9 protein-coding genes are annotated in these 11,487 nt (G+C 62.2%); 3 read left to right on the top strand and 6 right to left on the bottom strand.

Features of this window, described 5'->3' with window-relative positions:
• Nucleotides 1-297: 297 nt before the first annotated feature.
• From LOC54_RS09245 to LOC54_RS09230, 4 genes are all read right to left on the bottom strand, one after another.
• Nucleotides 298-1,791, bottom strand: coding sequence for an ATP-binding protein (locus LOC54_RS09245; RefSeq protein WP_279313526.1), 1,494 nt, complete (start codon nucleotides 1,789-1,791; stop codon nucleotides 298-300).
• Nucleotides 1,792-1,801: 10 nt separating this feature from the next.
• Nucleotides 1,802-3,031, bottom strand: coding sequence for a TIGR03862 family flavoprotein (locus LOC54_RS09240; protein ID WP_279313525.1), 1,230 nt, complete (start codon nucleotides 3,029-3,031; stop codon nucleotides 1,802-1,804).
• Between the two features lie 12 nt (nucleotides 3,032-3,043).
• Nucleotides 3,044-3,601, bottom strand: a complete 558-nt coding sequence (locus tag LOC54_RS09235) for a hypothetical protein (RefSeq protein ID WP_279313524.1) — start codon at nucleotides 3,599-3,601, stop codon at nucleotides 3,044-3,046.
• Between the two features lie 145 nt (nucleotides 3,602-3,746).
• A complete protein-coding gene (locus LOC54_RS09230) occupies nucleotides 3,747-4,994 on the bottom strand; it encodes a sodium:proton antiporter (RefSeq protein WP_279313527.1) in 1,248 nt (415 codons plus the stop codon).
• A 276-nt stretch (nucleotides 4,995-5,270) separates the two neighbouring features.
• On the opposite strand from LOC54_RS09230, the gene LOC54_RS09225 reads away from it, so the two are divergent.
• Nucleotides 5,271-6,257 (top strand): fimbrial protein, encoded by a 987-nt coding sequence (locus LOC54_RS09225; protein ID WP_279313523.1) that lies wholly within the window; start codon nucleotides 5,271-5,273, stop codon nucleotides 6,255-6,257.
• Nucleotides 6,258-6,543: 286 nt separating this feature from the next.
• On the opposite strand, the gene rpsI is transcribed toward LOC54_RS09225, so the two are convergent.
• Together rpsI and rplM are read right to left on the bottom strand one after the other, a co-directional pair.
• Nucleotides 6,544-7,038 carry a 30S ribosomal protein S9 gene (gene rpsI, locus LOC54_RS09220; RefSeq protein ID WP_279313522.1) on the bottom strand — a complete coding sequence of 165 codons (495 nt, stop codon included), beginning with the start codon at nucleotides 7,036-7,038 and terminating at the stop codon, nucleotides 6,544-6,546.
• 5 nt (nucleotides 7,039-7,043) lie between these two features.
• On the bottom strand, nucleotides 7,044-7,523 hold the full coding sequence (rplM, locus tag LOC54_RS09215; RefSeq protein ID WP_279313521.1) for a 50S ribosomal protein L13: 480 nt from the start codon (nucleotides 7,521-7,523) through the stop codon (nucleotides 7,044-7,046).
• 265 nt (nucleotides 7,524-7,788) lie between these two features.
• Here rplM and LOC54_RS09210 point away from each other — a divergent pair, with 265 nt between their 5' ends.
• Nucleotides 7,789-9,189, top strand: coding sequence for a hypothetical protein (locus tag LOC54_RS09210; RefSeq protein WP_279313520.1), 1,401 nt, complete (start codon nucleotides 7,789-7,791; stop codon nucleotides 9,187-9,189).
• 389 nt (nucleotides 9,190-9,578) lie between these two features.
• Nucleotides 9,579-11,426 carry a sodium:proton antiporter gene (locus tag LOC54_RS09205; protein WP_279313519.1) on the top strand — a complete coding sequence of 616 codons (1,848 nt, stop codon included), beginning with the start codon at nucleotides 9,579-9,581 and terminating at the stop codon, nucleotides 11,424-11,426.
• Nucleotides 11,427-11,487: the final 61 nt, after the last annotated feature.

Genomic DNA, 11,487 nt, shown 5'->3' with positions numbered 1-11,487 from the left:
TGCCCCCGAGACCCTTGTCATCCCATCAACCCCAGGCCATAAAAAACGGGAACTCTCCTTTTGAGTGGATACAAAAAGGGCGGCACGTCACCGACGCCGTAATATGACCCTGAGTGGCAGTTGTAGTCGAAACGATTCAGAATCATGGAGCCGTGTTCGGTGCTCCCGAGTACAAAGGCCGTCTTTCTGGACATTCGCTGGTATCCTCTCCGTGTCCGGGAAGAATAGTCAGCAGAGTATTAATTTTTTCTGACCACGGACCGCCCATCCGCGAGTCTTCACATATATTCCGCTGTTTCAGTCGTCCGGATTTCCCGGGAGCGTTTCCCAGTCCGCGCCGATGAAGGCAATGCTCCTGCGGCCTGCGCCGTCCTTCCGGCAGACGATCAGATTCCGCTCTTCCAGCCATATCAGTGCCCGCCGCGCCCGGCCGGTCGAATGCGTGCCATAGACCCGGGCGATCACGCGATCCGGGGGGCAGGACTCCCGTCCGATCGCCGCCCGCGCCAGGGTGAGGAGCACGGGCTGCATGTCTTCGGGCACTCGGGCTGCGATCGCTTCGGCTTCCTGCCACTCCGGCGTGTCCTGCGTATCGGCCGAGACACCGCTTCGGGCCGTAGCCAGCGCCTGCCGGAAGCTTTTCATGTCCATGGCATCCCGCCCCAGTCCGGCAATCCTGCAGCGCACCAGAAAATCCTGATAGAGCGCGGCAGGGGGACGGAATCCGTCTTCCTCATCCGCAAGAATCTCGTGCAGAAGGGCCGCCAGCATCCGGCGGCGCTCTTCGGGATTCTGCTGTTCTTCTTCCTGAAGGCTCTGCACGGCGTCCTCGCGGGCGCGGGTCTCGCCATGTGCGGCCAGTACGCTGTTCAGATCCGGCGGAGGCGGCCTGGACGGCCTGGGGGTGCGGGGCTCCGCAACCGGCAGGGGGGCGAGAATCAGATCATGCACCTGGTCTGACGGAGGTTCGAAGGGGACTAGAACGGGCCCGGCGGAGCGGCTTTCCGTCTCGACCGCACCGATCCTGATCATGGCCGGGCGGCGGGACAGGGCCGGTCCCAGCGCCATGAACTGCCCGCGCGGCAGATCACGGAAGCCTTCGGCCTGGCGGCGCTCCATACCCAGAAGATCGGCGGCCCGGGACATATCGATATCGAGAAATGTCCGGCCCATAAGAAAATTCGAGGCTTCGGCCGCCACATTCTTTGCCAGCTTAGCCAGGCGCTGCGTGGCGATCACCCCGGCAAGTCCGCGTTTGCGACCGCGGCACATGAGGTTGGTCATTGCGCCGAGAGAGGCGCGGCGGGCTTCGTCAGACACCTCTCCGGCCGCAGCGGGTGCGAAGAGCTGTGCCTCATCAACCACGACCAGGACCGGATACCAGTGACTGCGCGGGACATCGAACATGCCACCGAGAAAGGCTGCCGCGCGTTTCATCTGGAGGTCGGCATCGAGTCCCTCAAGATTGAGCACGACGGAGGCGCGGTGCACCCGCATGCGCTCTCCCGCAGCCTGCAGGGCTTCCTCCGTATGGTCTGCCGCATCAATCACGAGATGCCCGTAGACGTCCGACAGGCTGACGAAGTCGCCTTCCGGGTCGATGACGGCCTGCTGCACCAGCCGGGCCGACTGTTCCATCAGGCGGCGGAGGAGATGGGATTTACCCGAGCCGGAATTGCCCTGCACGAGTAGGCGTGTCGCCAGCAGTTCCGGCAGATCGATACAGGCGGATTCTCCTCCGCTCTTCTCGCCGAGTACGAGGGCGCCGGGGCCGGAAACGGTGTCGTTCATGCGGGAGGAGTTACAGGGTCCGGGGGGCGGAGCGCAACCAGGCAACAGCCCCCTGTGCTGCGGCGCGGCCTGTGGAAAGACAGGCCTGCAGCAGATAGCCGCCGGTGCGGGCTTCCCAGTCCAGCATTTCTCCGCAGGCGAACACGCCGGGCATGGTGCGGATCATGAAATGGTTATCCAGCGCATCCGCCATCAGCCCGCCGGCCACGGAGATGGCGCGATCCATATCGTCCGTGGCTGTCAGGCGCAGCGGCACGGTGCGGATCAGCGCGGCCAGTTCCTGTGCCGTTGCGGGCAGGGGGCCTGTCTCCCGCAGCAGGGCGATGGCGAGAGGCGAGAGGCGCAGGGCCTTGCGCAGTCTGTTGCTCAGGCTTTCTCTGGCGCGGACGGCGTTCAGGCGTGTGACGATCTGTGCTTCCGTCATGTCAGGCCGGAGATTAATGCTCAGCCGGGCGGATCCGGTGGCGTCGATCCCGTCGCGCAGCCGTGCCGAGAGGCTGTAGATCGCGCCGCCCTCAAGACCGCGCTCCGTGATCACGGCCTCTCCGCGGATATGTTCTCCGCCTGCGGAAAACAGGGCGGATTTCAGCGGTTCTCCGGCGAAGCGGTTGCGGAAGGGTTCGGACCAGGGGAAGTGGAATCCGCAGTTTGCGGGGCGGAACGGGGCGACCGGCAGGTTCTGCTCCGTGAGAATCCGTGCCCAGGCACCGTCTGAGCCGAGCCGGGACCAGCTTGCGCCGCCGGTGGCCAGGATGGTTGCGGCGGGGCTGAGGGCTTCGATCCCTTTCCCTGCGGTCCGGACCAGGAGGTGATGGTCGGGTGTGAAGCCGGTCCATTCGGTGCGGGTGCGCAGGGTCACGCCCTGGTCCTGCAGACGGGCGAGCCAGGCGCGGAGCAGGGGAGATGCCTTTTTTACCCGGGGGAAAATACGTCCGGATGTGCCGGTAAAACACGCCTGTCCGAGGCTTTCTGCCCAGGACACCGTGTCATTGGGGGAGAAACCGTTCAGGGCGGGAGCGAGCCAGGATTCCGCTGCGCCGTAGCGGCTGAGGAAAAGGGGGAGAGATTCGCTGTGGGTCAGGTTCAGGCCGCTGCGTCCGGCCATCAGCAGCTTTCTGGCCGGGCTGGGCATCCGTTCGAGAATCGTCACGGGCAGTCCGGCGGCGGAGAGCGTCTCCGCGGCGGCAAGGCCCGCGGGGCCGCTTCCGACCACCACGATCCCGGAGGATGCGGGGGGCATCACCGGTGCGTGTTATGGCTGCGGTGCGGGGGAGGCGGCTTTCTGACCGGTCTGTGATGAGGGGGCTGCGCCGGATTTTATCGTCTGCACCGTCCCGTCGGGATGGATGAGGGTTGTGCTGCCGTCGCCGTTGGGGATCTGGATGGTGGCGCTCTGCGGTCTGACGGCCAGACCTTTTGCGGCATCGGGTTCGGAGGCGGGCAGGCCCTGGCCGGAGAAGCTCTGCTGATCTCCGACGGACATGCTGCTGCCGTCCTTCAGTTCCGGACCGAGCGCGCCGAGCGTGCCGCCGAGGCTGTTCGGGCCTGCCTCTGTCAGGTCGTTATGCTCTTTCGCGACATCCGCGAGTGTGGGCAGGGGCGGGGGTGGTCCCGGCCAGACGTTGCCGCCCTCTTCCAGAACCGGCTGTTCGGCCACGCCGTAGCCTTTGGCCCGGCGGAGATTTTCTGAATCCCCGGAAGGGGCGTTCGGGTTCTCGCCGGGGAGTGTTGCCGTGTCAGAAAGCCATTTTCCAAACCCGGAGCAGCCGCTCAGCAGCAGAAGGGAGGTTACCAGAGCAGCCTTGCGCATTCTCTCTCTCTTACAGATCCTGATGCAGTCGGCCGGTCCGGCTGCCTGTCCCCGGGACAGTGATGTCCGACAGTGATACTTGTATGACGCACAGAGGTAAATTCCCGGTCAGCATCCGGGTGCTTTTTTCTGTGATTCCGTGTTTTCAGGGCCGGGGGTAGAGCCGCCGGACCAGCCGCTCCATGGTCAGGCCCTGGACGATGATGGTGAACACGACCACGCCGTAGCACACGGGCAGCAGGAGGTCCCGCATCTCTCCGGGCGGGAGGCCGAGGGCGAGGGAGACGGAGATGCCGCCGCGCAGGGCGCCCCATGTCAGGATTCCGAGCGAGCGCCGCCTGTCTTTGCCGCTCAGTCCGGCCGGGAGTGTGGCCAGCACCACGCTCAGCAGTCTTGCGAGGATGGAGAGCGGGATGATGGCCAGCGTGGCGAGGACGGGGAAGAGCAGGGGCGGGACTTCCAGCAGTTCGAAGCCGATGAGCAGGAAGAGCAGGACATTGAGGACCTCGTCGAGCAGCGTCCAGGCGGTGTCGAGTTCCCGGCGGCTTTCGGCGACGGGGCCGGACTGTGCGCCGTGCAGTCCGAAGAACAGGCCTGCGATGACGACGGCGATGGGGCCGGACATGCCGAGCAGTCCGGCGAGGCTGAAGGTTCCGGTGGCGAGGGCGAGCGAGGTCAGGAGATCGATATGCAGGTCTCTCTGGCTGCGCAGGACGCGCAGGGCGGTCCATCCCGTGGCCGCGCCGAGCAGTCCGCCGCCGACGGCTTCGCGGAGGAAGCTCAGGGCGACGTCCTGCGCTGTGAGGTGGGAGCTGTCTCCCGTGGCCAGTCCTATGGTCACGCCGAAGATCACGACGCCGACGCCGTCATTGAACAGGCTTTCTCCGGCGAACACGGCCTGGAGCGGTGCGGGCAGGCCGAGGCGGTGCAGCATTCCGACGACGGAGACGGGGTCTGTCGGGGCCAGGATGGCGCCGAGGATGACGCACCAGGCGAAGGGCACGGGATGTCCGGCGAGACTGAAAATGCCCCAGGCGGCCCCTGCGAGCAGAATGACGGCGAGGACGGTTCCGAGGATGGCCAGGGCTGTGACGGAGGCCAGTTTCGCGCGCAGGTGACTGATATCGACCTGCATGGCGCCGGCGAACAGGAGTAGGGCGAGGGCGCCGTCGAGCAGGGCTTTGGGGAGATCGACCGCGCTGAGCACCCTGCGGGAGGTGCCGAGGAGGTCTGCGGATGGGAGGAGGGCGTGCAGGGTGATGATGAGCAGCGATGTCAGCAGTGAGAAGATCAGCACGCCGATGGTGACCGGCAGCTTCAGCGTGTGGTGGTTGGCGATGCTGAAGCCGAGCGCCAGTGTCAGCAGCAGGGCGATGAGGCTGGTTGTGTCCATCGGATCATGGCTGGCGATCCTGATGGTCTGCGTCAAGAAAAACCTGAGGCCGTTCCGGGAGGGGGATGATACGGGGGTCTGAAATGTGATGGGGGTGTAATATTTTTTTGCGGTGAGATGTCAGGGTTCTGATCGGGAGCGGGTGCTTTCCGCCGGTTGGAGATATGGTTATTCTCTTTTTTTTATACTGTATTTTTTGTTTTTTGATATCGCTTTTTCAGGTGTCGGGCAGGCCTGTTAATCAGAACATCATATTTCACCGGCATTGAATGACATATGAAGTATGTGTCCCTTCTGTCAGTCTTTATTGCGCTTATGGCTGCCAGTGTGAGGCCGGCTTTTGCCGATTACTGCAGTGCCACGGACTGGCCGGTTTCGACCGCGACGTTTTCCGGGACGGAGATCACGATTCCGCTTGGTACGCAGAATGGTCAGAAATTCTGGACGTCTGACACGATCTATCCCGTTCAGGGGGCGGAGGAGGAGTTCGCTTACGGCGATACCACGGCGCATCTGTACTGTGTCGGTTCCGGGGTCAGCACCGGGCTGCAGAACATGTCGGGCGGGAGCCAGCCGACATCCGCCGATGCGATCTTTCCCACGTCGGTTCAGGGCATCGGATACAGAATATATAATGTGAAGAAGAGCATGTACGAGCCGCCTGACGGTCTGGCCACCCAGCCGATCGCCGGGGCGAATACGATGGATCTGCGGAACTGGCCGTTTTATATTGAGCTTTACAAGACCGGGGATATTGCGGCGCAGTCCGTTCTTTCGGGAAACATTGCGGCTCTGAATTTTGACAGTCAGCCCGATGTCTATTTTTCCATCACGCAGGCCGTGATTACGGCTGTTCAGGCCTGCAGCGTGAGCACTTCGGATATATCGGTCGAACTGCCTCCGATGGCTTCGGATCGTTTCAGGTCTGTCGGATCCACGGCTGGTCTGCAGGGATTTTCGATCGGTCTGAACTGCGCGGAGGCCGTCTCTCCTGCCGTGACATTTGATAGCACGATGAAGGACCAGTCGGCGACGGGTGTGATCCTCTCAACTCTTTCGGGGGCGCAGGCGGCGCAGGGCATCGGCATTCAGATTCTTGATTCTGGTCAGTCCCCCGTGATTCTTGGGGAGGCTGTATCTGCCGGGGCGGTGCCGTCCGGGATGTCTCAGATCAGCTATTATGCGCGGTATTATCAGACGGCGTCTTCGGTCAGCGGGGGGAAGATCTCCGCGATTGCATCGTTTACGATCTCCTACCCCTGAAGGCGGACCCGGGAGGCTCCTCCTGCTCTTTTGCAGGCGTGGCTTCCCTGGGAGAGGTTCAGCAGCTTTCGGGCAGCGCACTTTCTTCAGTGCATCTATCGGAAGCAGATTTTCCGGCCTCTGCGTTTCTGCGGTGACCTTGCCCCATTCCTCATCGGCTTTGTTACAGACGCTGGGACTGAAGTTACTGATCTGCTGGTTCTGCTGTCTTCTGTTCCGGGCTGAGGGCATAAAAAAACCGCCAGAGCAGGGCCCTGGCGGTTTTTCCGTTCTTCTTCCGGAGAGATCAGCGCTTGCTGAACTGGAAGGAGCGGCGGGCCTTGGCGCGACCGTATTTCTTACGCTCGACCTCACGGCTGTCACGGGTGAGGAAGCCAGCGGCTTTCAGCACGCCGCGGAGGCTCGGCTCGTAATGCGTCAGCGCGCGGCTGATTCCGTGACGGACGGCACCGGCCTGACCGGACAGGCCGCCACCGACGACAGTGCAGACGACGTCGAACTGGTTATAGCGGTCGGTCACGAGGAAGGGCTGGGTGAGCAGCATGCGCAGCACCGGACGGGCGAAATAGGTTCCGACCGGGCGGCCGTTGACCGTGATGTCGCCTTTGCCCGGCTTGATCCATACGCGGGCGACGGCGTCCTTGCGGCGGCCGGTTGCGTAGGAGCGGCCCTGGGCGTCGCGCTTGACTTCGTAGACGGGGGCTTCGGGCGCCGTGACGATGGCGTCAGCCACGTTCTTCAGATCGGCGAGGGAGCCTGTGCGTTCCTGGGTTTCAGACATGGATATCAGACTCCGCTCTTCGCGACGGCTGTGTTCTTACGGTTCAGGGACGCGACGTCCAGAACCTGCGGCTGCTGACCGGCGTGGGGGTGCTCCGGTCCGGCATAGACGTGCAGATTGCGCATCTGCTGACGCTGCAGCGGGCCGCGCGTGATCATGCGCTCGATGGCTTTTTCCACGACGCTGCCGGGGTGCTTGCCGGTGAGGCGCTGCGTGATCGTGCGGGTCTTGATGCCGCCCGGGTAGCCGGTGTGGTAGTGGAACAGCTTCTGGGCAACCTTGTTGCCTGTGAGCTTTACTTTTTCCGCATTGATGATGACGACGTGGTCGCCGCAATCGACGTGCGGGGTGAACTGCGGCTTGTGCTTTCCGCGCAGGCGGTTTGCGACGATGGTGGCGAGGCGACCCAGAACGATGCCTTCGGCGTCGATCAGGATCCAGTTCTTCGTCACTTCCGCAGGCTTCAGCGAAAGGGTGGTTTTCATACTACGCTCTTCCGTTCAGGAATGGATGAGACAATCGGTGGGGCCTTATGCGCAGGCCGGGGGCGTCCGTCAAGGGGAAAGAGCAGGGAATCGGGCTGCAGCCCCTGAATTTCTGCGGTTTTTTTGTATGGTATTATGATACCGCAAGACTGGCTTGCCATACTGTGCTGCACCACCTATCACTTCTGAAGGGTTCTGCGGTAATTCCGTACTCTGCCGCGTCGCCGGAAAAGCGGTGTACATAGATTCAGAAAGTAATATCCGAATGAATAAAAAAGCTCTTCTGGTCTCTTTGCCGGTTGTCGCGGTTGTTGTTGCAGGAGGCTGGCTTGTTGTCGGTCATATGGCGCAGTCGCGTCTTGACGATACTCTTGCGCAGCTTAAGGCGGGGCTTCCGGCGGGTTCGTCCCTGACCTGGAAGACGGCGGAGGCCTCTGCCACGGGTCAGGTTCATCTGACCGGGGTGCAGTTCGTTTCGGCCGGGCGTGCGCCGGTGACGGCTGATGATATTACTTTCTCCGGTGCGGGCAAGAGCGCGCAGGATGTGGTCTCTTTCAGCCATCTGGATATGTCCGGCCTGAAGGGTGGTGCTCCGGGCAGATGTTCAGTGTCCGTGGCGCGTGTATCGGGATCTGATCTGGTTTTTGATATTCCGGCGCTGCGTGCGTATGGCGATGCCCTGTCTGAGGCGTTTGCCACGGGCAGGATCGGGAATGCTTCAGGGATCACGTCTGGCAAGACCCGTATCGGTCATGCTGATTTTTCTGATACGCATCTGGATTGTGGGATTGTGGTTGGGATGAAGTCTGCGTCCGTCTCAGGAGTATCTGCTGCCGGAACGAACGTACTGGAGATACCACAAGGGCTGACCGGGACGATTCTGACGACCGGTTCAGCGGATCACACTCTGCCGACGATGAAAGTCATACTTTCCATCGGTGCGGTGAAAACGACTTCGGAGAAAGGCACTTCTCATTCTTCGGTCGGGCAGAGCGACATTACGATTGCTGATCCTTCAGGCGCTCCGGTTCTGGCGCGGATACCTCTCGGGACGATAGAGGCCGGTTCCGTCATGCGTTCGGAGGGGGTGTATGATTCCGAGGGAACTCTGCAGGGGCTGACCATCGGTGACAGCCTGACGAAGAGTATTTTCCCGCTCCTTGCGAACGCCGGATACAAGGACATCGTTCTGGATATCAAGGCGAAGGGGATGTCGGATTATCCGGCAGGGACGATGGATATCACGCCTGCTGACTACATTCTGCACGGTATGGGGACGTTGCGTGTCAACCTGACGCTGACGGGGGTCAGGAATCCTGCAACTCCGGGGAGCGTGGATCCTTCGCGTGACATGAAGCTGAAGCAGATGATCCTGACCTGGACCGATGACGGACTGACCGGGAAGCTTCTGAAGGCTGTGGCCGCTCAGCATGGCACCACGGAGGCGGATATGCGGGCTCAGGTTGCGAAGGTTCTGACGTCGATGGGTGGTCCTGCCGCACAGGTGGCGCCGTATTTCAGCGATGCATCGAAGAAGAGCATGACTGTCAGCATGCAGCCTAAAGAGCCTGTGCCGCTCAGCCAGATTGATCAGGGTCTGCGCATGGGTGCTGTGGGTGCCGCGCTGCTGCTGCCTGCGCTCAATGTGACGGCATCCGTTCCCTGATGCGGTCCGGTCCCGGTCCTTTGCGGCCGGGATTTTTCAGTGTCCGGTGAGAGCATCGCGTGTTCTCCTGTTGCCCGGGTGTGATCCGGCACGGGGGGATATGGCCGGGGAGGCGGCTGATCAGGGGGCTTTGCTTTCGGGGTTCTTATATCCCGGATGGTTCAGCGGAGAGCCTGCGGATCAGGGTGGAGGCGGAGGAGAAAATTTCTCTTTTGTCGCTGCACAGGCGTCTTGCGGATATGACTGCGGTTTCTGATTTTTTTATGGACCCCGATACTGGTATCAGTGTGAGTGTTCCCTGATGCGGGTGTGTGGCTGCGGGCGGTTGCGGGAGTGTCCGGTCCTGCCCGGGGTGGGGGGCAATATTTCTGTCCAGGTGAGGGGAATGAATGACTGACGCCGGTCTTCTGTATGCTCTGGTGTTTCTTGTTCTGGGTGGCGGAATGGCTGCGCAGTGGGTGGCGTGGCGTTTCCGGCTTCCGGCGATCGTGCTTCTGTTCGGTCTCGGTCTTCTGATGGGGCCGGGGCTGGGTGTTCTGCATCCGGCGCGTGAGCTGGGGCCGATCTATCATACGGTTGTTTCTCTTGCCGTGGCCCTGATCGTGTTCGAGGGCGGGCTGGCTCTGGATTTCCGGCAGCTGCGCGAGGCGGGAGAGGGAGTGATCCGGCTGACGCTGGTGGCTCTTCCGGTGAGCTGGGCTCTGGGGTCTGCGGCGGCGCATTATATCGGGCGTCTGGCCTGGGGGCCTGCGATTCTGTTCGGTGCGATCATTGTCGTGACGGGTCCGACGGTGGTTCTGCCGCTGCTCCGGCATACGAAGCTGCGGCCCAGGGTTGCGGCGTTCCTGCGCTGGGAGGCGATCATCAATGATCCGCTCGGTGCGATTCTGGCGGCGCTGGTGCTTGAGGTTCTGCTGCTGAAATCGGGGCAGGATTCGGTTCTTTTCTATATGGAGATTCTGCCCAAGCTTCTGATCAGCGGTGCCGTGGCCGTGGCGAGCGGCATCGGTGCATCCTGGGGCATGAAGAAGCTGTTCGAGCATGATCTCATGCCCGAGACGATGAAGAGTCCGGTTCTGATTGCCATGTCTCTCGTGGTGTATGCGATCGGCAGTCTGGGGCTGGAGGGGGCTGGTCTGATGGCGGCGACCGTGTTCGGCATGGCGCTGGCCAACATGAAGATTCCGGGGATTTCGGAGCTCAGCCGTTTCAAGGAGAGCATTGTCGTCCTGATTGTCTCGGGGCTGTTCATCATGCTGACGGCGGATCTGCACCGGGAGGTTCTTGCCGGTCTGTCCTGGCCGATTCTGGCGCTGACGGGAGCGGTGGTGTTTCTGGTCCGTCCGCTGAGCATTTTCATCTCCACGCTCGGGTCTTCCCTGTCGCGGCGTGAGCGTCTGTTTGTGGGCTGGATCGCGCCGCGCGGTATTGTGGCGGCGGCTGTGGCCGGTGTGTCCGGAATCCGTCTTGTGGAGGCCGGGTATGAGGGGGCGGAGAAGGTTATGCCTGCCGTTTTCGCCCTGATTGCCGCGACGATGCTGCTGCACGGGTTTTCTCTTGCGCCTGTCGCACGGCGTCTGAAGCTGACGCTGTCTGATGTGCCGGCGCTTGGTATTGTCGGTGCGTGCAACTGGTCGGTTGATCTGGCTGTTGCGGTGCGGGAGGCCGGGACGCCGGTGACGCTGGCGGATACGTCTCCGCTGCTTCTGGAGCGGGCGCAGCGGGCCGGTGTTGCGGTTCTGTGTGTGGAGGTTCTGTCCCAGGCGGGGGCGGAGAGTCTGGAGGAGCTGCCTGCGGACTATCTTCTCGCGGTGACGCCTGATGCGATTTACAACGGGATGGTGTGTGCGCATCTGGCGCCGCATTATGGCCGGGCCAGGGTGTATCAGGTGTCTCCGGGGATTGCGCGGCTGGATCTCTATCACGGGCTGAGCCGGGATGCGCGTGGCAAGGTTCTGGGTCAGCCGGCCTGGAATTACACGCTTCTGGAGACGCTGGAGCAGCAGGGCTGGCGGTTCCGGGTTCTGGAGATTACGGCTGAGAATCTGGAGCAGATAACGCAGGCGGACGGTAATCGTCTGGTTCTGCTGACCCTAAAGGCCGGTTCGGGGATTGTGGTGCATTCGGCTGAGGATCCGGTGACGATCGTGCCGGTTCCGGGGGATCGTCTGGTGGCGATGGTGCCTCCGGGTGAGGTGCCGGCCGGGCCGGAGGTTGCTGCTTATACCAACCGTTGATTGCTAGAACCTATGCGCCCAATTGCGCAGTCCGATTGACATGATGCGCCAAGGTTGTTCG

This window comes from Acetobacter sp. AN02 (assembly GCF_029759835.1).
Taxonomy (GTDB): domain Bacteria; phylum Pseudomonadota; class Alphaproteobacteria; order Acetobacterales; family Acetobacteraceae; genus Acetobacter.
The sequence above is the reverse complement of the archived record's forward strand: the minus strand, read 5'-3'. Positions and strand labels throughout refer to the sequence as shown.

Bases quoted from the DNA above. Each gene is read 5' to 3' on its own strand.
- LOC54_RS09245 (WP_279313526.1), bottom strand. From the start codon at position 1,791: ATGAACGACACCGTTTCCGGCCCCGGCGCCCTCGTACTCGGCGAGAAG.
- LOC54_RS09210 (WP_279313520.1), top strand. From the start codon at position 7,789: ATGAATAAAAAAGCTCTTCTGGTCTCTTTGCCGGTTGTCGCGGTTGTT.
- LOC54_RS09240 (WP_279313525.1), bottom strand. From the start codon at position 3,031: ATGCCCCCCGCATCCTCCGGGATCGTGGTGGTCGGAAGCGGCCCCGCG.
- LOC54_RS09230 (WP_279313527.1), bottom strand. From the start codon at position 4,994: ATGGACACAACCAGCCTCATCGCCCTGCTGCTGACACTGGCGCTCGGC.
- LOC54_RS09235 (WP_279313524.1), bottom strand. From the start codon at position 3,601: ATGCGCAAGGCTGCTCTGGTAACCTCCCTTCTGCTGCTGAGCGGCTGC.
- rplM (WP_279313521.1), bottom strand. From the start codon at position 7,523: ATGAAAACCACCCTTTCGCTGAAGCCTGCGGAAGTGACGAAGAACTGG.
- rpsI (WP_279313522.1), bottom strand. From the start codon at position 7,038: ATGTCTGAAACCCAGGAACGCACAGGCTCCCTCGCCGATCTGAAGAAC.
- LOC54_RS09225 (WP_279313523.1), top strand. From the start codon at position 5,271: ATGAAGTATGTGTCCCTTCTGTCAGTCTTTATTGCGCTTATGGCTGCC.
- LOC54_RS09205 (WP_279313519.1), top strand. From the start codon at position 9,579: ATGACTGACGCCGGTCTTCTGTATGCTCTGGTGTTTCTTGTTCTGGGT.